This window comes from Flavobacterium okayamense, from assembly GCF_019702945.1.
In the GTDB taxonomy this organism is placed as follows: domain Bacteria; phylum Bacteroidota; class Bacteroidia; order Flavobacteriales; family Flavobacteriaceae; genus Flavobacterium; species Flavobacterium okayamense.
This window is the reverse complement of the sequence record NZ_AP024749.1, coordinates 116287-135472: the sequence shown is the minus strand read 5'-3', so window position 1 is coordinate 135472 and position 19186 is coordinate 116287. Positions and strand designations below refer to the sequence as shown.

Annotated in this window: 19 protein-coding genes and 1 pseudogene; 19 read left to right on the top strand and 1 reads right to left on the bottom strand. The window is 27.9% G+C overall.

Going from position 1 to position 19186, the window contains the following annotated elements; translation table 11 throughout:
- The first annotated feature begins 19 nt into the window (after window positions 1-19).
- Both KK2020170_RS00660 and KK2020170_RS00655 read left to right on the top strand, forming a co-directional pair.
- Window positions 20-784, top strand: coding sequence for a polysaccharide biosynthesis/export family protein (locus tag KK2020170_RS00660; protein ID WP_221258899.1), 765 nt, complete (start codon window positions 20-22; stop codon window positions 782-784).
- Window position 785: 1 nt separating this feature from the next.
- Complete coding sequence (locus tag KK2020170_RS00655) at window positions 786-3125, top strand: GumC family protein (protein ID WP_221258898.1); 2340 nt, start codon at window positions 786-788, stop codon at window positions 3123-3125.
- Window positions 3126-3138: 13 nt separating this feature from the next.
- On the opposite strand, the gene KK2020170_RS00650 is transcribed toward KK2020170_RS00655, so the two are convergent.
- Complete coding sequence (locus tag KK2020170_RS00650) at window positions 3139-3876, bottom strand: tyrosine-protein phosphatase (RefSeq protein WP_221258897.1); 738 nt, start codon at window positions 3874-3876, stop codon at window positions 3139-3141.
- Window positions 3877-4046: 170 nt separating this feature from the next.
- Between KK2020170_RS00650 and KK2020170_RS00645 the strand changes: the two genes are divergently transcribed.
- The 17 genes and pseudogenes from KK2020170_RS00645 to KK2020170_RS00565 all read left to right on the top strand — a co-directional run bounded on the left by KK2020170_RS00645 (window position 4047) and on the right by KK2020170_RS00565 (window position 19180).
- Window positions 4047-4886, top strand: a complete 840-nt coding sequence (locus KK2020170_RS00645; protein WP_221258896.1) for an ABC transporter permease — start codon at window positions 4047-4049, stop codon at window positions 4884-4886.
- A complete protein-coding gene (locus tag KK2020170_RS00640) occupies window positions 4886-6079 on the top strand; it encodes an ABC transporter ATP-binding protein (protein ID WP_221258895.1) in 1194 nt (397 codons plus the stop codon). Before KK2020170_RS00645 ends, KK2020170_RS00640 begins: the two co-directional genes overlap by 1 nt.
- Window positions 6069-6884 carry a sulfotransferase family protein gene (locus tag KK2020170_RS00635; RefSeq protein WP_221258894.1) on the top strand — a complete coding sequence of 272 codons (816 nt, stop codon included), beginning with the start codon at window positions 6069-6071 and terminating at the stop codon, window positions 6882-6884. Before KK2020170_RS00640 ends, KK2020170_RS00635 begins: the two co-directional genes overlap by 11 nt.
- Window positions 6874-7500, top strand: coding sequence for a sulfotransferase (locus KK2020170_RS00630; RefSeq protein WP_221258893.1), 627 nt, complete (start codon window positions 6874-6876; stop codon window positions 7498-7500). The genes KK2020170_RS00635 and KK2020170_RS00630 overlap by 11 nt, the downstream gene beginning before the upstream one ends.
- A gap of 5 nt (window positions 7501-7505) precedes the next feature.
- Complete coding sequence (locus KK2020170_RS00625) at window positions 7506-8582, top strand: DegT/DnrJ/EryC1/StrS family aminotransferase (RefSeq protein ID WP_221258892.1); 1077 nt, start codon at window positions 7506-7508, stop codon at window positions 8580-8582.
- Window positions 8576-9223, top strand: a complete 648-nt coding sequence (locus KK2020170_RS00620; protein WP_221258891.1) for an acetyltransferase — start codon at window positions 8576-8578, stop codon at window positions 9221-9223. Before KK2020170_RS00625 ends, KK2020170_RS00620 begins: the two co-directional genes overlap by 7 nt.
- Window position 9224: 1 nt before the next feature.
- A complete protein-coding gene (locus tag KK2020170_RS00615; RefSeq protein ID WP_221258890.1) occupies window positions 9225-10115 on the top strand; it encodes a glycosyltransferase family 2 protein in 891 nt (296 codons plus the stop codon).
- Window positions 10116-11051, top strand: a complete 936-nt coding sequence (locus tag KK2020170_RS00610) for a glycosyltransferase family 2 protein (protein WP_221258889.1) — start codon at window positions 10116-10118, stop codon at window positions 11049-11051.
- Window positions 11048-11797: a glycosyltransferase gene (locus tag KK2020170_RS00605; protein ID WP_221258888.1), complete on the top strand. Its 750-nt coding sequence runs from the start codon at window positions 11048-11050 to the stop codon at window positions 11795-11797. Before KK2020170_RS00610 ends, KK2020170_RS00605 begins: the two co-directional genes overlap by 4 nt.
- On the top strand, window positions 11794-13020 hold the full coding sequence (locus KK2020170_RS00600; RefSeq protein ID WP_221258887.1) for a glycosyltransferase: 1227 nt from the start codon (window positions 11794-11796) through the stop codon (window positions 13018-13020). The genes KK2020170_RS00605 and KK2020170_RS00600 overlap by 4 nt, the downstream gene beginning before the upstream one ends.
- Window positions 13017-13805 (top strand): glycosyltransferase family 2 protein, encoded by a 789-nt coding sequence (locus KK2020170_RS00595; protein WP_221258886.1) that lies wholly within the window; start codon window positions 13017-13019, stop codon window positions 13803-13805. The genes KK2020170_RS00600 and KK2020170_RS00595 overlap by 4 nt, the downstream gene beginning before the upstream one ends.
- Window positions 13790-14677, top strand: a complete 888-nt coding sequence (locus tag KK2020170_RS00590; RefSeq protein ID WP_221258885.1) for a glycosyltransferase family 2 protein — start codon at window positions 13790-13792, stop codon at window positions 14675-14677. The genes KK2020170_RS00595 and KK2020170_RS00590 overlap by 16 nt, the downstream gene beginning before the upstream one ends.
- Window positions 14678-14757: 80 nt before the next feature.
- Entirely contained in the window at window positions 14758-15687 is a 930-nt protein-coding gene (locus KK2020170_RS00585) for an NAD-dependent epimerase/dehydratase family protein (protein ID WP_221258884.1), read from the top strand.
- Complete coding sequence (locus tag KK2020170_RS00580; protein WP_221258883.1) at window positions 15671-16705, top strand: glycosyltransferase family A protein; 1035 nt, start codon at window positions 15671-15673, stop codon at window positions 16703-16705. The genes KK2020170_RS00585 and KK2020170_RS00580 overlap by 17 nt, the downstream gene beginning before the upstream one ends.
- A gap of 360 nt (window positions 16706-17065) precedes the next feature.
- A pseudogene (locus KK2020170_RS13235) lies at window positions 17066-17353 on the top strand (CatB-related O-acetyltransferase); the annotation flags it as partial.
- On the top strand, window positions 17346-18272 hold the full coding sequence (locus KK2020170_RS00570) for a sulfotransferase family protein (protein ID WP_221258881.1): 927 nt from the start codon (window positions 17346-17348) through the stop codon (window positions 18270-18272). The pseudogene KK2020170_RS13235 and the gene KK2020170_RS00570, both read left to right, overlap by 8 nt.
- Window positions 18269-19180 (top strand): PIG-L deacetylase family protein, encoded by a 912-nt coding sequence (locus KK2020170_RS00565; protein WP_221258880.1) that lies wholly within the window; start codon window positions 18269-18271, stop codon window positions 19178-19180. Before KK2020170_RS00570 ends, KK2020170_RS00565 begins: the two co-directional genes overlap by 4 nt.
- The last annotated feature ends 6 nt before the right edge of the window (window positions 19181-19186 follow it).

Here is a 19186-nt window from a genome sequence, read left to right as displayed (position 1 = left end):
TTACTATTGACTTAAAACTATGAAAAAAATATTCTACAAATTTTTACTTTTAGCGCTTTCTCTCGTTGTTTTTTCATGCGCTTCTAGTGATAAAATGTTGTATTTGCAAAATAATATAAGTACAGAAAGTAAAACGAATTATAACACAGTGATTAAGCCTGATGATGTTTTGATGATTGTCGTGTCATCTGAAAATCCTGAGGTTGCTGAACCTTATAACTTAAAAAGTGTTGTATTGCAATCTAACTCTGAAGAAGCAATTCAAACACAAAGAACACAAACTTATATTGTAGATATCGAAGGATATATTGAATTTCCAATACTTGGTAAAGTAAAGATTGGTGGTCTTAATAAACAAGAAGCAATAGAGTATTTGAAGAGCTTGTTAAAGGATCATGTTAAAGATGCGGTTATAAACATGCGAATTCTAAATTTTGAAGTTACTGTTTTAGGAGAAGTAAATCGCCCAGGGACTTTTGAAATTTCTAGTGAAAGAATTACAATTTTAGAAGCACTTGGTAAAGCAGGAGACTTAACTATTTATGGGAAACGTAAAAATGTATTACTGATACGTGATGAAAACGGAGTAAAAAGTACACATCGATTAGACCTAACAAAATCGGATATTGTAAATTCACCATATTATTATTTAGCTCAAAACGATGTTGTTTATGTTGAGCCAAATAAGACAAGAATAAATTCTTCTGCTGTTGGACCAAATATTGCAGTGGGAATTTCAGCTTTATCGTTAGTAGTAACAATAATTGCTTTAACAACTAGATAGAATGCAAAATATAACACCTCTTAATACACAAAATAACATCAATTTTAAGGAAGAAGTATTTAAATATGTTTCTAATTGGAAGTGGTTTTTGTTAGGCGTTATCCTAACGCTCGCTACTGCATATTTATATTTACGATATTCAATTCCCCAATATAAAGCTACTGCTAAAATATTAGTAAAAGATGATAGAAAAGGAGGGATTGCTTCTGAACTAGCAGCTTTTTCAGATTTAGGTTTACTTTCGAATGTAAAAAGTAATGTAGATAATGAAATTGAAGTAATAAAATCAAGAGGTATTATTGAAGAAACTGTTTCGGAACTTGAATTAAATTATGTTTACCTTAATTTAGGTAGAGTCAAATCGGAAGAATTATACAAGTATTCACCCATAAAACTTGTTTTTACAGATGCTTCTGAAGAATTTAAAAACAAAGGACATTATTACCGAATAGAAAGTAAATCGGAAAAAGAATTTACAATATTTGATGTTTCAGATAATAAATTAGGTGTATATAGTTTCGATAATCCTTTTGAATTAGAAAGACAAAAAGCTGTACTTCTAAAAACTGAATTCTACAAAGACAAGAAAGTTTTTAATATTGGTTTACAAATTACACCAATCAAAAATGTAGTTGAAGGACTTAAATCTCGTTTAATGGTAACAACATTAAATAAGTATTCGAGTGTAATTGAACTTTCATTAGTAGATCCTGTTAAGGAAAAAGCAGAAGATTTTTTAAATGTATTAGTAACAAACTATAACGAAGATGCAGTTAATGATAAAAAGTATGTTGCTGAAAATACATCGGAGTTTATTGAAAAGCGTCTGGAATTAATTACAGAAGAGTTAAAAGATGTTGAAGAAGATGTAGAGCGTTTTAAAAAAGATAATAGAGTAACTGATATTGTCTCTGAAGCTGGTCTTTATCTTGAAAATGCTAGTGAGTTTGAAAAAATGGATATCGAAAATGAAACTCAACTAAAGGTCGTAGAATCTATGTTGAGTTATATTCAAACCAATGATAATGAATTAATCCCTTCAAACATTATTCCTGCAGAACAAGGTGCTTCAAGTCAAATTAATGATTATAACAGATTGGTTTTAGAACGTAATCGGCTTCTAAAATCGGCAGCTGAGAAAAATGTTTTAGTACAAAATATCGATAACAAAATTGCAGCTTTAAGAGAAACTGTAGCATCTAGTTTAAAGCAACTAAAATCTAATTTAGTAATTAAACAAAGAGATTTAAAGCGACAAAATGCTATTTTAAGTGGAAAAATATCTCAAATTCCTACACAAGAGAAAGTGTATAAAGATATTTTTAGAAAGCAGAATGTAAAAGAAGCTTTGTATTTATACTTATTACAAAAACGTGAAGAAACGGCAATATCCCTTGCGGTTACTGCACCAAATGCTAAAGTAATAGATGAGGCATTGGCTTCAACATCTCCTGTTGCTCCAAATCGTCGTTTAATTTATTTAGGTGCCATTATAATAGGTTTATTAATTCCTTTTGCAATTATTTACGTAATAAATTTATTCGATACAAAAGTTAAATCTAGAGGTGATATTGAAAATAAATTAACCATTCCATTTTTGGGAGAAGTTCCTAGAATGGAAGGTAATAATCTTATTATTCAATCTTCTGATAGAAGTGGAACCGCTGAAGCGCTTCGAATCGTAAGAACTAATTTAGAATTCTTACTGAATAATGCTCAGAGTGAAAAAGCAAAAACAATATTTTTAACATCTACTTATCCTAAAGAAGGTAAAACATTTATTTCTGTTAATGTAGCTTCGATAATTGCGCATTCTGATAAAAAAGTATTATTAATAGGTTTAGATGTAAGAAACCCTAAATTAGACGAATATGTTACGGTTCCTTCAAAGGGAGTAACAAATTTCTTAGCAGATAAATCACTTAGTTCTATTAAAGATTTAATTGTTGCGTCTAAAGAAATTGCAAATTTAGATATCTTACCATCAGGTGTAATTCCGCCAAATCCAGCCGAGTTATTAATGAATGGTAAAATGGAAAAACTTTTTGACGAGGTTAAAAGTGAATACGATTATATAATTGTAGATACAGCGCCAGTCAGTTTAGTTACCGATACATTAATTGTTGCTAAATATGCCGATGCATTTGTATATGTTGCGAGAGCAAATTACTTAGATAAGAGAATGTTAGAACTTCCTCAAAAATTATACACTGAAAATAAACTTCCTAACATGTCTATCCTTTTAAACGATACTGATGTTAAAAAAGGATATGGTTACGGTTATGGTTATGGCTACGGTTATGGTGTTGAGGTTAAGAAAAAACCTTTTTGGAAACGATAAACTATCGAAATAATTAAATTGAGAAAAACGTATTGTTTTGTATAGCTTTCTCAAATTCATTTTGATTTTTAATTATAATTTTATGCTGAAAAGCTTCAATATGTTGGGCATGATGAATGTCTGAACCTACAAAATCAATCATTTCATTAGCCAATAATTTATCGGCTGCAGCTGAAACTTCTTTGCCGTAATAGCCTACACTTGAAAGTAAATTCATTTGAAACAAACAACCTGCTTTTTTAAGTTTATCAAACTCTTTTGGTTTTGAATGATAAAAATTATAACGTTCAGGATGCGCTAAAACGGGTTTGTAGCCTTCTAATTGAAGTTCAAATAAAATATCTAATAATTGAATTGGCGGATTCAAATACGACATTTCAACCAAAACATAATTTTCTTTTAAAGTAAGTAGTTTTTCCGATTTGAATAGAGCAACAAAATTCTCATCCATCATATATTCAGATGCAGCTCTTAATTGAACTTTAGACGTTAGCTCTTTAAGTTCATTTTTAGTTTTTTCGTAAGTACTTTCAATACCTTCTTTACTGTTGTTCCAAACTGTTTTAATGGTATGCGGTGTTGTTATTATTTGATTAAAACCAAAGCCTAACATAGATTCTAAAATATATTTAGAATCATCAATCGTTTTTGCACCATCATCTATGCCAGGTAATAAGTGCGAATGAATATCTATATAATTACTAGGTATTAATTCTTTTAGCTTAGATTTTGTTTTAAGAAATGAAAACATAAATATATTTTTTGCAAATATATTGTTTTTAGAGTTTTTTCGGGATAATGTCAATAAGATGATTTTGTTTAATTTAAGATTTAAAAGAAGTTGCCTCTAATAGCGATATTGTTTGACTATCCATTAAAAAAAGTTTACATTTGAAAATATTATTCGAATAAAATTTTTAAATGGAAAAACGCTTTTATACAAGTGCAAATAGTTATAGTTTAGGAACAATTTTAAAATCAGGTTTTCTAGGTTATAAAAATTCATTTTATTTGGCTAGACAACTTGCAAAGAGAGATATTAGCGCACAGCACCGTCAATCATTATTAGGGTTGTTTTGGGTAATTATTCCAGTTTTGGTAAATTCAATTGTTTGGATAACATTACAAGCCACAGGTACAGTTAGAATTACCGAAACGGCAGTTCCATATCCTTTATATGTGATTGTTGGTACTACTTTATGGAGTTTGATTAGTGAATGTATTTTATTGCCTATAAATAATATTAATTCAAATAAATCAATCATTACAAAAATTAATTTCGATAAAGAAGGATTAATCACTTTAGGAATATTAAAATTCGGCTTAAATTTTCTAATAAAAATAGTTATAGTAGTTTTATTTTTACTTTTTTATAAAGTTAGTATAACGACCTCATTGTTGTGGTTTTTACCATTATTATTATTGTCATTAATAATCTTTGTTAGTATTGGAATTTTATTGGCTCCCATAGGAATATTGTATAATGATGTTAGTAGAATTATACCAATTTTTTTTCAGTTTGCTATGTATGCAACACCTGTAGTATATATGACGCCTAAAAGTGGATTAATGAATGATATAATGCGATTAAACCCTTTTAGTTATTGGATTAATGATTTAAGAAATGCCTTAACAGGTCATCCAATTGAAAATATTGGATTTTGGTTTGTATTGTTAATATTTGCTGTGTTTACATTTTTTATGGCAATTATAGTATATAGAGTTTCGATGCCGATAATAACAGAAAGGATGAGTGCATAATGGGAGAAGTATTAATTAAAGCAGAGAACGTTTCAAAAAAGTTTGCTAAAGATTTTAAAAAGAGTCTTTATTACGGGCTAGTAGATGTTTTTAGTAGTGTATTTCGAAAAAAGCAAAATAAAGGTTTACGAAAAGACGAATTTTGGGCAGTACAAAATATTAGTTTTGAAGTAAGAAGAGGAGAATGTTTAGGATTAATAGGTCATAACGGAGCGGGTAAAAGTACATTGTTAAAAATACTAAACGGATTAATTGCTCCAGATGAAGGTAGCATTACCATGTATGGTAAAGTAGGTGCTTTAATAGAACTTGGAGCTGGATTTAATCCTATTTTATCAGGAAGAGAAAATATATATAATAATGCGGCAATAATTGGTTTTACAAAAAATGAAATCGATGCAAAATTGCAAGATATTATTGATTTTGCAGAGATTGAAGAATTTATTGATATGCCTGTTCAAAATTATAGTTCGGGTATGAAAGTGCGTTTAGGTTTTGCTGTTGCTGCGCAAATGGAACCCGATGTTTTAATTGTAGATGAGGTTTTGGCTGTTGGAGATTTAGGTTTTATTTTAAAATGTTTCAAACAAATAGATACTATTTTGCCAAATACAGCCGTAATATTTGTATCGCATAATATGCCTATGGTGTCACGTATTTGTAATGAAATTATTTTAATGGATCATGGTAAAGTAGAATACCAAGGAAGTGAAGTTTCAAAAGGTATAAATCTATATTATAAAAAATTTTCTAATTCTTCATTTAATGTTGTTTTTGACGACAAGAGAATAGAATTTATTTCTTGTAAATTAATAAATATTAAAAATACAGAATCAGATCATTTTAATTGGTTAGAAGATATGATAATAGAATTAGAATTTAAGAATAAAGCATTACATAAAATACCATTTGTAAATCTTAGTATATTCGATAAAGAACAAAGAGGAATTGGGGTTATTACAGCTGATTTAAATGATGACTTTATTGAAGTTAATCAATTTTTCAAAGTTAAAATTACATATAAGCAACTTCAATTTTCTAAAGGTAGATATAGTTTAAATTTAAATGTCTCGGAAAGTGAAAATATAAATCCAGTATTAAGAATAAATACAATAGCTGAGTTTACTGTAAATGATAGTTGCGAAATTTGGTCGCCTTTTAAATTAAAAACTGAAACAAATTATGTTAAATAAATTTTTATTAAAATCTCATTTCCCAGATTTTATAATTGTTGGGGTTCAAAAAGGGGGTACAACAACTTTACATAGTTTATTAAATCAGCATCCTCAATTACAAGGTTCTAAGGTTAAAGAATTGCATTATTTCGATAGAAAAATTCATGAGAGAGATTCTTTAAAAAATTATAAAAGAAATTTTTTGGGAAATAGATTTCAACAAAAAAAGTACTTTGAATCAACTCCAAATTATATGTATCAACAAAATTTTGGTAAAGAAATTGTAAAACTTAATCCAAATATAAAACTTATAATTTTATTGCGAGAACCAGTTGAAAGAGCTTTTTCAGCATGGAATATGTTTAGGGATATGTATGTTAAAAATGAAGGTGAGGAATTATTAAAACATTACAGAGGAGAAGAAATTTATGATTTACTTTTTAAGAGTAAGGATGATTTTCCATCATTTGAAGAAGCTATAGAAATGGAAAGAAGTATTGAAAACACTTCAGATGAACCATCTTTTTTGAGAAGAGGACTATACGAAAAACAAATAAACAGGCTTTATGAAAGCATAAAAAAAGACAATATATTGGTTTTGTTTTCTACAGATTTGAAGTCTAAACCTAATGAAGAATTAAAAAAAACAATTGAGTTTTTAGGAGTTGAACCATTTGATTTTACTATAAGAAACTTGCATGAAAGAGAATATGTTGAAAAAATTAGTGAAGAAACAAAACAAAAGTTAAAAGAGTATTTTAAAGAATCAAATTTAAAATTATCTGAATTACTTGGTAAGAAAATTACTTGGAATGATATTTAAGAAACAAACACTAAAAATTTTTTGTATTGGTAATAATAAGACAGGAACAACATCTTTAGAAAAGTTTTTTAAAGATCATGATTATAATGTTGCCAATCAAAGAGAAGCAGAATTATTGCTTGATGATTATATAAATAGAAATTGGAAACCAATTATTCAATATTGCAAAAAGTATGAAGTTTTCCAAGATATACCTTTTTCAATGCCTTATTTATATGTTGTATTAGACCATGTGTTTCCAAATAGTAAATTTATATTAAGTGTTCGAGATACACCAGAACAATGGTATAATTCAATATCTAAATTTCATGGAAAATTATTTGGGAAGAATGGAGAATTACCAACAAAAGAAGATTTACAAAACGGAAATTATATACAAAACGGATGGATTTGGAAAGCAATGAAAGAGCGTTATGGCGATTATGAAAATCCTTATGATAAAGATAGATTAATAAAACTTAATGAAGATTATAATGATTCAGTAAGAAATTATTTTAAAAATAAATCTAATTTTCTTGAAATAAATGTTTCCGATGAAAATGCGGTACAAAAATTGTCAAATTTTCTTGGAATTAAAGCTTTATACAATGGTTTTCCTCATGAAAATAAAACATAGTTTAAATGATTAACGTAACTAAAACTTTTTTTCCTCCTATAGAAGTTTACCAAAAACTGTTAGAACGTATTTGGCAAAATCAATGGCTAACAAATCGTGGTGAATTGTTATTAGAACTAGAGGAAAAGATTAAAAAGTATTTAAATTTAGATAATATTCTAATAACTAATAACGGAACAATTCCATTACAAATTGCATTAAAGCTACTAGCAAATGGAGGAGAAATAATCACAACACCTTTTAGTTATGTTGCCACAACTTCTTCTATTATGTGGGAAAATTGTACTCCTATTTTTGTTGATATTCATCCAGAATATTTAACCATTGACGAAACTAAAATTGAAGCAGCAATTACAGATAAAACCTCGGCAATATTAGCGACACACGTATTCGGAAATCCTTGTCATGTAGAAGCAATTTATGCTTTAGCTCAAAAGTATAACTTAAAAGTTATCTATGATGCAGCACATTGTTTTGGGGTAACCTACAACGGGAAAAGTATTTTTGAGTACGGCGATGTAAGCACTTGTAGTTTTCATGCTACAAAAGTATTTCATACAGGTGAAGGTGGAGCAGTTTTTACAAATGATAAAGAATTACAACATAAAATCTTTTACAGTCATAATTTTGGTCATAATGGTCCATTAGATTTTCATGGTTTAGGAATCAATGCCAAAATATCTGAATTACAAGCAGCAATGGGTTTATCTGTTTTACCTTTTATGGAAGAAATTTTAAATGGAAGAGAAAAAACTGTTGGTTTTTACAATGAAAATCTAAATCTTGATAAAATTCAAACATTAAAACTTAGAGAAGGAACCAATTGGAATTTTAGTTACTATCCAATTGTTTTAGAATCGGAAAATGCACTTTTAGAAGTAATGGATAAATTAAAGGAGAAAGATATTTTTCCTAGACGCTATTTTTATCCATCATTAAATAAATTAAATTATGTTGCAGGACCAAAAATGCCAATTTCAGAAAGTATTGCCTCTAGAATTTTATGTTTGCCTTTATCAGCAGAATATAAAGAAGAAGATCTTAATATCATTACAAACATAATTAATAATGTAGTATGTTAATAGTAGGAGCAAAAGGATTCGCTAAAGAAGTTTTAGAAGTTTTGTATCAATTAAATGATATAGAAAACGTTGTTTTTTATGATGACGTTTCTGAAAATTTACCGGAACAGCTTTATAAGCGTTTTGATATTTTAAGAAATACAGAAGAAGTTAAAAAATACTTTCAAAATGTAGATAGTCGATTTACTCTAGGAATTGGAGGACCTGTTTTAAGAAAAAAAATGTTCGACAAATTCTCGGATATAGGAGGTGTGTTTACTTCAACAATTAGTCCAAAAGCAAATATTGGTCATTTTGGAAATGAAATTGAAAATGGAAGCAATGTAATGACAGGAACGGTTATCACAAACGATATTCATTTAGGGAAAGGTGTATTGATAAATTTAAATTGTACTATTGGTCACGATTCTACTATTGGTGATTTTGTTGAGATGTCACCAGGTGTTCATGTTTCTGGAAATTGCAAAATTGGGAGTTATTCAAATATTGGAACTAATGCAACAATTTTACCAAAAATAACCATTGGGAACAATGTAATTGTTGGAGCAGGTTCGGTAGTTACCAAAGAAGTTCCTAGTAACAGTTTAGTAGTTGGAGTTCCAGCTAAAATTATAAAGGAACTACCCTTAATAAATTTTTAATATGAAAGTGATACCAATGGTCAGTGTAGTAATGATAACCTATGGTCATGAAAAATTTATCAAAGAGGCTATAGAAGGAGTTTTATTACAAAAGGCTGATTTTTCCATCGAATTAATTATAGCTAATGATTGTTCTCCTGATAAGACAGATAAAATTGTTAGTGAGCTAATAATTTCTAATGAAACCAATATTGAAATTTCATATAAAAAACATGAAGCTAATATTGGTATGATGCCAAATTTTATTTTTGCATTAAATCAAGCAAATGGTAAATACATTGCAATTTGTGATGGGGATGATTTTTGGAATGACCCTTATAAACTTCAAAAACAAGTCAATTTTTTGGAAAGTAATACTGAATATGTGCTTTGTTTTCATAAAATAAAAATACTGAAACCAAATGGTGAATTAGTAGATGATTTTATTACTAAAGTTCCAAAAAAACATCAAACTTTAATAGATTTAGCCAGCTTTGGAAATTATATACATACTCCAAGTGTTGTATTCAAAAACATTCTTAAAGAATTTCCTGAAGAGTTTTTTAGAAGTCCTTTTGGAGATTTTTTTATTTATTTGTTGTTAGCAGAACATGGAAAATTGCATCATATAGAAGAAAATATGGCAGTATATCGTTACGGTGTAGGTGTTCATTCAACAAAATCAAAGTTAAAAATGGCTAAAATTTCTAACTTATTTTTTATAAATTATTTGTCATATTCTAATAATAAAGAAGTAAATAAAGTAATTTTTGAAAAGCAATTGATGTCATATGATAAATTTGAGCAATTGGTTAAAGAAGATTGTAATCTACAGACTTTGTTTGAAAACTATAAACAAAAATTGCATTATATATTCATTAAGATTAAGAAAAAAATAAAAACCATAAAGTAATTGCCAAGAGTTAGTATAATAGTACCCAATTATAATCATGAAAAGTATTTAAATGATAGATTAAAGAGTATTTTTAATCAAACTTTTCAGGATTTCGAAATAATTCTAATGGACGATAGAAGTTTAGATGGAAGTGTTGAGGTTTTGAAGAATTACAGCAAAAATAGTAAGGTAAGTCATTTAATTTTAAATGATATTAATAGCGGTTCTCCTTTTGGAATGTGGAAAAAAGGTTTTGAATTAGCAAAAGGTGAATTTATTTGGATTGCAGAAAGTGATGATTGGGCAAATGAAAATTTATTATTTGAATTAGTAAATGCAATTGAAAAAGATACAAGTATTGTAGTTGCCCATTGTAATAGTTATTTTGAATTTTATGAAAAAACAATTCCTAATAATTGGTGGGATAGTTTAAGTTTAACTTATTGGCAAAAGTCTTATGTTGAAAGTGGAGAAAAGCTTTTATTAAACTATGGTAGGTATAAATGTCCAGTTATTAATGTTTCATCAGCGATAATAAGAAAAGATATTTTAAAGAATATTGAAATTCCAATTGAATTTAGATATTGTGGAGATTGGTGGTTTTGGGCACAAATTTTTAAACAAGGTAAAGTAACATTTATTGCAAAATATTTTAATCATATCCGGATGCATAGTTCTTCTGCAACGGCAACAAAATCTTTGCAAACATTTAATCGTTTTTTAGAGAATGTAAGGGTTGTTAAACAAATTCATCAATTGTTAAATATAAGATTTACATATTCAAAAAAATATAAGTGGCTAATTGATATATGGGAACAGTTTATAAGAATTGATAAAAATTATTTAAAAACTAAATATTATTGTAACGATTTACCATTTTTTTTTAAATCAGCTATGTTTTTTAGAGTCAATAATTTATTATTTAAAAGGTTAAAAAGAAAAATAAAAATATGATTCCAAAAAAACTACATTATTGTTGGTTTGGCCCAAATCCTAAATCAAAAGTTTTTGAACAATGTTTCTTATCATGGAAAAAATTTTGTCCTGATTTTGAAATTATTGAATGGAATGAAAAAAACACAAAACACATTACCAATTCTTTTTTTAAAAATGCACTTCGCAAAAAAAAATATGCATTTGCTTCAGATTTCATAAGAACAAAAATACTCTATGAACAAGGTGGTATATATTTAGACACCGATATGTTATTAGTTAAATCAATAGATGAATTACTTAGTTATAAATTTTTTACAGGAGAAGAAGTAGAAGGAAGAGTAGCTTATGGTTTTTATGGAGCAATTCCTAAGAATCATTTTTTAGAGAAAATGTTAGACTTTTATGAAAATACATATTTTAATGCTTGGTCACCACCGGTCATAACGCATACTTTTAAATATTTAATTACTCAAGATAATTTAGATGAAAACGAAATAATATTTCAACCTAATGTTTTTTATCCACTACCTTATGAGTACAAGAATAACGATTATAAAGACTATATTAAAAAAGATACTTTTGCCGTTCATTTATGGGAACATTCTTGGAAAGCTAAAACAAAAGAGGAAACTTTATTTAGCCTTTTAAGTAAATTGTATGTAGTAATGATAGATTTTGTATTTTATAAATATCCATTTACTTATTTTAAACGCTATTCAAAAGAATTTGGTAGAAAAGCATATAGGAAAATTTTTAGAAAATGAAAGTACTCCATATAACGGCATCAAATAGAGGAGGAGCTGGAATTGCTGCTTTAAGACTTCATTATGCGCTTAATAAAAATGGTGTACAATCTGCATATTTGAGTAAAAACCTAACTATTGATTTTAACAATAATCATATAAAAGATAATTTTTTTGATTATAAAAGATTAAGTTTTATACAGCGTATTTTTAAAAAAATGGACCTTTTTTTTTCTTTGTCTAAAGAGAGTAAAAGTAGAGTGAAAATCGAAAAGGTAAAGTCGAACTTGGAGTATGAAATTTATACCATACCATTTTGTTCGATTAAATTAGAAGAGCATCCTTTAGTTAGAGAAGCAGATATATTAAATTTTCATTGGATGGGTGGAATTTTAAATTACCCAGCATTTTTTGAAAAATGTAAAAAACCTATAGTTTGGACAATGCATGATTTAAGCCCTATTCAAGGAATATTTCATTATAAGAATGATATAATAAGAAATAAAAAATGGATTGGTGATTTAGAAAATGAATTAAAAAAATATAAGTTAGAAGTTTTAAATAATAATATAAAAGCAATTGTTTCTCCTTCTAATTGGTTGCTACAAGAAGTTAAAAATGAAAATTTAAATCCTGATATTATTTTAGAGACTATACCTAATTGTATTGATTTTGATCAATTTCGATTGCAAAATAGAAGCGAATTAAGATTGAAATATGATATAAAACCAGATGAATTTGTATTGCTTTTTGTCGCAGATTCTTTAAAAAATAAAAGAAAAGGCTTTGATGTAATGTTAGAAGCTGTAGCACAGTTGGAAAATATTTCGTTTACAGTTTTAACAATAGGTAAAGGCGATATAACTATTAAAAATCAAAAGGTAATAGCTTTAGGTGAAATTCATGACGCTTCAAAAATGGCTGAAGCTTACACAGTTTCAAACGTATTTGTTTTACCAAGCCGTGAAGATAATTTACCAAATGTAATGTTAGAGTCCTTTGCTTGTGGTACACCCGTTGTGAGCTTTAATCACGGCGGAATGAAAGATTTTATCATTGAGAATAAAACAGGAATTTTAGCGCAAGAAATTTCAGGGAGTGCATTGGCAAATGCCATTGAAAAGTTTTATTTATCTAAAGGGCTTTATGATTCTAACTTTATTGCCAACTTTGCAAAAGAAAATTTTTCAAAAGAAAAACAAGCAAGTTTATATACTAAACTGTATAATAAATTAGTAAAATGAAGTTGTCAATATCAATCATCACAATAAATTATAACAATTCAAAAGGTTTACAAAAGACTTTACAATCTGTTGTAGAGCAAACATACACAGATGTAGAATATATAGTTATTGATGGTAATTCTGTAGATGGAAGTGTAGAGGTTATTGAATCATATAAAGATTCAATAGCTAAATGGATAAGTGAAAAAGATGATGGAATTTACAATGCCATGAATAAGGGAATAGCAATGGCTACGGGTCAATATATCCTTTTTTTAAATAGTGGTGATGTTTTTACTTCAAAAAACACCTTACAAGACTGTATCAATCATATCAATTTTAAAGGCGACATCATTTACGGAGATTATCAATTTGAAAACGGTGAAAAGATTTACCCAGATACGATTACTCCTTATTATTTTGTAAAATCATCATTACCTCATCAAAGTACTTTTTTTCACAAGTCAGTTTTTGATAAAATGGGATATTTTGATGAAAGTTATCAAATCTGTGCAGATAGGGCATTTTACTTAAAATGTTGTGTGAGTAATTTGTTTACTTGGCAACATATAAAATATCCAATTACACTTTTCGATTTGGGAGGTCTAAGTAATAATCCTAATCATCTTAAAAAGAAACAAGAAGAAGACGAAAGGTTGTGGAGAGAAAATTTAGGAGTTCATTATACCGATTACAAAAAAATGTTCTCACTAGAACAAGAAATTAATCGGTTAAGAAAAGAAACTATTAGCGGTATTTTAAACAGAATTTCTAAAAAAATTAAAAGTTTATGGAGAAACCGTTAGTATCAGTAATTATTCCAACATATAATCGAGCTCATTTTTTAAGGTTGACTCTAGAAAGCATTGCAAGTCAAACCTATCAAAACTTTGAAGTTCATGTTATTGATGATGGTTCACCTAATGATGAAGCTCAACACGTTTGTGAAGATTTTGAAAAAGTAACGTATTATAAAATCGAAAATAGTGGAGGGCCAGCAAAACCTAGAAATTTGGGCATAAAAAATGCGAAAGGAAAATATTTTGCCTTTGTAGATGATGATGATATATGGTTGCCAACAAAACTTGAAAAACAGGTGGCTATTTTAGAAAATAATGAAGACTTTGGTTTAGTACATGGTTGTTGTGAAGTTATTGATGAAAAGGATGTTTTACAAAATAAAATTATTGGAAGATTACGCAATATTCAAGATAAACACGGCGATGTAAAAGCGAAAATGATTGGGAGATGGACGGTTATGATGCCAACGTCATTTGTTCGTAAAACGGTAATTGAAAAAGTAGGTTTTTTTAATGAAAAAATCCATGCTGCAAGTGAAGATGTTGAATTTTGGACAAGATGCTCTTTTGAAACAAATTTCTATTATTTAGATGAACCTTTAGTTTATTACAGAATACATAAAAACAATATTTCAGGAAATAAGAATGCTTACATAGAATTACCGCTAAATTTAAAACTAGTTTTAAATCAAGCTTATTTTGAAAATAAAATTAATACGGCGACCTATAAGCAATTAAATGAACGTTTAGGTATAAATTTCATTAATCAATTAAAGCGTAACCCACTTTTTGTTATTTCAAAAATGAGAATATTTGATAATTTTTGGTGGTTAAAAGTAGTATACCTAAAACATTTAATTTCAAAAATTTTAAAATAATATAAAAGTCAAATTTTAAGGTCAATTTAATAATTACTATTATATTTGAAATATAAAAGAAAAGAACCTTAAAAGTATATATGACAACAATATTAATTACAGGCGGTGCGGGTAATGTAGCAAGTGCTTTAGCTAATAAGCTAGCAGAAGATTCAAATAATCATATTGTAATTGTTGATAATTTATCTACTGGAAATTTAGAAAAAGTTCCTCAAAAAAATAATGTTACATTTATAAAAGCAGATGTTAATAATTATAATGATGTAGTGCCTATTTTTGGTCGTTATAATTTTGATTTTGTCTTTCATTATGCTGCTGTTGTTGGTGTCAAAAGAACTTTAGAGAATCCAATAATGGTTTTGAATGATATTGAAGGTATAAAAAACATATTATCACTTTCAAAAAATTCTGGAGTTAAAAGAGTCTTTTATTCAAGCTCTTCAGAAGTATATGGAGAGCCTTTTGAAATCCCTCAAAATGAAAAAACTACACCACTTAATTCAAGATTGCCTTATGCTATCGTAAAAAATGTTGGTGAAGCATTTTTTAAATCGTATTACCAAGAATATGGTTTAGAATATACTATTTTTAGATTTTTTAATACCTATGGTCCTAATCAAAGTGAAGATTTTGTAGTGCCTCGATTTATTAAATTAGCTCTTAATAACGAACCTATAACTTTGTATGGAGATGGGTTGCAAACCCGTTCTTTTTGTTATGTAACAGACAATATTGATACTTGTATAAAAGTTATGAAAAGTCAAAATTGTGTAAATGACGTTATTAATGTTGGTAGTGATAAAGAGATAACAATTTTAGAGTTGGCTCAAACAATAATTCGTGTCACAAATTCAAAGTCAGATATTATTAATTTACCAGCGCTTGAAGAAGGAGATATGACAAGAAGATGTCCAGATACAACTAAAATGAAAACAATTTTAGGAAGAGAGTTGGTTTCTTTAGAAGATGGAATAAAAAAGTTAGTTGCACATTATGAGAATAGGTCTTAATCCTGCAAAAGAAAATAAAGAACTTACCCTCGATAACTATCATAGAGTAATAGTTCCAGTTTATATACCTAATTTTGAAGGCTATTTTGCTAATCTATTTGAAGTTTTTAAGTTGTGTATTGATTCACTAATAGTTACCTCTCATGATAAAACTAGAATTACTATATACAATAATAATTGTCATCCAGATGTAAAAGCATATATAGATGCCAAATATCATGAGTGCGAATTAATTGATCAGGTTTTCCATTCAAAAGAAAATTTAGGAAAAATCAATGCCATTTTAGCAGCTGCTAAAGGAAATTTAGAGCCTTTAATAACTATTACGGATGCTGATGTTCTATTTAAACATGGTTGGCAAAAAGCAGTAGAGCAGACATTTATTAATTTTCCTGAAGCTGGAATGGTTGCACCTGTACCTGCAAGTAAAGTTTATAAAAAATTTACTGCAAATAATTGGTTTTACAGTCTAATTAAAGGAAAATTATATTTTGAAAATGTTGAAGATTCCGTAGCTATGCATCGTTTTGATGTAAGTTTAGGAAACGATAAGCCCATTTATAAAGACATTCATCTGAATAAATATTTGGTTTTAACTAATAAAAAAAATAATGCAAAAGCTGTTATGGGATGTGGTCATTTTGTTGCAACTTTAAAGCGTCAAGTTTTTGACAAAGGCACAAATGAACCTGCTTTTATAAAAATAGTAGGTGGTGTTGAAAATAAATTTATTGATTTCCCAAATGAAGCATTAGGGTTATTAAGAATTGCTACAAAAGAAAACTTTGCGTATCATATGGGGAACCACACTGAGGAATGGATGTACGATGAGTTTCCTAAAAGAGATATAGAAATAAAAACTAATTTTTCAGGAAACGAATTTTTAATAAAACCAATCTCTTCTTGGGGTTTATTTATAGGAAAGCAAATTGTTTTTTTATTAGATAAGAGTTCTAAATTTAGAACCTATCTTTTTACAAGATTCGGACTTTCGAAGTCCGAAGCTAAAGAATATTAAGCTGAATGTATGCATAAGTTTTTGTATAAAATAGTTGTTCGAATTTTAAGTTTTACGCGTTTTGCTCAAAACGGAACAGTAGAGGTTTCTGGTTGGGTAAAAGGTTTGAAAAATGTTGAATTTGAAGGGGCAAATGCAGTATCAAATTTTTCTAATTTTAATGGAAAAATAAAAGTAGGTTATGCGACTACTTTTGGAATACATAATTTAATTCATGGTGAAATTGAAATAGGTAAATATTGTCAATTTGGACCTTATTCAGCAATCAATACATTTAATCACCCCTTTAATCATATGACAACTTATATAAATAAAAGGTTGTTAAAAGGAGAAATGTCAAAATATAAAACATGTACTAAGACAATTATTGGAAACGATGTTTGGGTAGGTAAAAACGCAGTTATTTTAGGAGGAGTTACTATTGGAGACGGTGCAATTATTGCTGCAGGAAGTATTGTAACTAAAGATGTTGCTCCCTATAGCGTTGTAGGTGGTGTTCCTGCTAAAGAATTAAAAAAACGTTTTAACGAGAATATAATAAGGGAACTAGAAGAATTAAAATGGTGGAATAAATCGGAAGATGAAATTGTTAAAATTTCAAATTTATTTCAAAAAGATTTATCAAAATTAAATTCAATCTATGAGTAACCCAAATTTTATAATTATAGGTGAACGTAGATCAGGTTCTACAACTTTATATGATTTACTTAATCAACATCCTGGAATAGGAATGCTGACTCAATCTGATTATGATTTTTTTATAGAAACTCCACTTTTTTCAAAAGAACCCATTTCCAATGATGAAATTCAAGACTGGAATTTAACTCACAATATTGAAGATTATTATTTGAAGTTCGAAAATTTAAAAGGAGTTACAGGGCAAAAAGATGCGGATTTACTTTGGTGGTATCCATCACATAAAAGATTGCAAGAATATTTACCTGATACTAAGTTTATAATTGTATTAAGAAATCCTGTTACTAGAGCAGAAAGTCAATATTTTAATGAGTTGTCTAAAGGTAGGGAAACCTTAAGTTTTAAGGAAGCTTTAAGTAGAAAGCAAGAAGCAATTACACATTGGGAAAATTTACATCTTAATTACAAACACCGAGGGTGTTATGTTCAAAGTATTAAACACCTATATCAATATATTCCAAAGCAAAATGTAAAAATTGTAATTTTAGAGGAACTTATTCAAAATTATGATAATGTTATGAAAGGTGTTTGCGAATTTATTGAAGTAAATGTTGAAGAAGGGCTTCAAATTAAATTAATTCATTCTAATAAGGAACAATTATTAGAAAGAAAAAAAATAGCCACAATTTTACCTTTTAGGTATATTTTTGATTTATGGGAAAAAATTATTTCAAAAATTATTTCAAAAGCAACTCAAGATAAAACAACAAGGAAAAAACTCAAAAATACATTTACAGGCTTTTATCATTTTTCAAAGAGAGAAAAGATTGATTCAAATATAAATGAGAAGTTACAGTTGAAAGAATTTTATAAGCCTTACAATAAAGAGTTAGAGGATTTTTTAGGAATTTCACTTAAATGTTGGGAATGATTAGGAGAATATTAAATAAAATAGAATCCATTTATAAATATAAGTATTTAGCCCAAAATGAAGATGGTGCCTATCAATTTATTTTAAAGAATGTTTTTAAAAATACAGATATTGATTTCATTGAAAAAGCTTTTCAATTAGATTATTTTAGACAGATATTAGTGCCACAAAAAATAGATTTTAGTAACTTAAGAAAAGTTTTAGTTTTGGCACCACATCAAGATGATGAAGTTATAGGTTGTGGAGGCGTTCTGTTGCGTTTGAAAGAGTTGAATGCTGAAGTTCAAATTATTTTTCTTACTGATGGTAAAGAAATGTCAAATCAAGAATCTTCAGTTGAAATTAGAACAAAAGAAGCTAAAGAAGTTGGAAAATTTCTAGGAGCTAAAATTAAAAATCTAGCCATTGATAATGTTTCTTTACAAATAGAAAATCATCATATTAAACAGTTAGAAACATGGATAAATGAAGATTTTGATGCTATTTTTACAGTTTGGCCTTTAGATAATCCACCTAAACATAGATTGTGCTCTTTTTTAACAGGAAAAGTTTTTGAAAATTTAAGTTTAGTAAATACACCCGTTTATTTATACAGTGTACATACTGATTTGATGCCTAATTTTTATGAAGATATAACAGATTTAATTGATATGAAGCAAAAAATAATCAAAATGTATCCTTCTCAAATGCAAGTGCAACGATATGATCATCTTTCACTTGGATTAGATGCTTGGAGAACACGTTTTTTGCCAGTTTCAAATGAGATAAGATATATAGAAACTTTTTGCAAAATACCCGTCAAATCATATGTTGATTTTCAAAATATTTACAAGCAAGAAAATGTGAATATTTTGTTTAAAGGGCATGAAACGTGTATAGAAAGTTTTAAGAGATTAAAGAAAATGTAATTGTTT

What these genes read in the sequence shown, in the direction of transcription:
- KK2020170_RS00630 (WP_221258893.1), top strand. Translation starts at nt 6,874, where the DNA reads ATGATATTTAAGAAACAAACACTAAAAATTTTTTGTATTGGTAATAAT.
- KK2020170_RS00605 (WP_221258888.1), top strand. Translation starts at nt 11,048, where the DNA reads ATGATTCCAAAAAAACTACATTATTGTTGGTTTGGCCCAAATCCTAAA.
- KK2020170_RS00595 (WP_221258886.1), top strand. Translation starts at nt 13,017, where the DNA reads ATGAAGTTGTCAATATCAATCATCACAATAAATTATAACAATTCAAAA.
- KK2020170_RS00635 (WP_221258894.1), top strand. Translation starts at nt 6,069, where the DNA reads ATGTTAAATAAATTTTTATTAAAATCTCATTTCCCAGATTTTATAATT.
- KK2020170_RS00565 (WP_221258880.1), top strand. Translation starts at nt 18,269, where the DNA reads ATGATTAGGAGAATATTAAATAAAATAGAATCCATTTATAAATATAAG.
- KK2020170_RS00655 (WP_221258898.1), top strand. Translation starts at nt 786, where the DNA reads ATGCAAAATATAACACCTCTTAATACACAAAATAACATCAATTTTAAG.
- KK2020170_RS00640 (WP_221258895.1), top strand. Translation starts at nt 4,886, where the DNA reads ATGGGAGAAGTATTAATTAAAGCAGAGAACGTTTCAAAAAAGTTTGCT.
- KK2020170_RS00600 (WP_221258887.1), top strand. Translation starts at nt 11,794, where the DNA reads ATGAAAGTACTCCATATAACGGCATCAAATAGAGGAGGAGCTGGAATT.
- KK2020170_RS00580 (WP_221258883.1), top strand. Translation starts at nt 15,671, where the DNA reads ATGAGAATAGGTCTTAATCCTGCAAAAGAAAATAAAGAACTTACCCTC.
- KK2020170_RS00570 (WP_221258881.1), top strand. Translation starts at nt 17,346, where the DNA reads ATGAGTAACCCAAATTTTATAATTATAGGTGAACGTAGATCAGGTTCT.
- KK2020170_RS00585 (WP_221258884.1), top strand. Translation starts at nt 14,758, where the DNA reads ATGACAACAATATTAATTACAGGCGGTGCGGGTAATGTAGCAAGTGCT.
- KK2020170_RS00660 (WP_221258899.1), top strand. Translation starts at nt 20, where the DNA reads ATGAAAAAAATATTCTACAAATTTTTACTTTTAGCGCTTTCTCTCGTT.
- KK2020170_RS00615 (WP_221258890.1), top strand. Translation starts at nt 9,225, where the DNA reads ATGAAAGTGATACCAATGGTCAGTGTAGTAATGATAACCTATGGTCAT.
- KK2020170_RS00590 (WP_221258885.1), top strand. Translation starts at nt 13,790, where the DNA reads ATGGAGAAACCGTTAGTATCAGTAATTATTCCAACATATAATCGAGCT.
- KK2020170_RS00625 (WP_221258892.1), top strand. Translation starts at nt 7,506, where the DNA reads ATGATTAACGTAACTAAAACTTTTTTTCCTCCTATAGAAGTTTACCAA.
- KK2020170_RS00650 (WP_221258897.1), bottom strand. Translation starts at nt 3,876, where the DNA reads ATGTTTTCATTTCTTAAAACAAAATCTAAGCTAAAAGAATTAATACCT.
- KK2020170_RS00645 (WP_221258896.1), top strand. Translation starts at nt 4,047, where the DNA reads ATGGAAAAACGCTTTTATACAAGTGCAAATAGTTATAGTTTAGGAACA.
- KK2020170_RS00620 (WP_221258891.1), top strand. Translation starts at nt 8,576, where the DNA reads ATGTTAATAGTAGGAGCAAAAGGATTCGCTAAAGAAGTTTTAGAAGTT.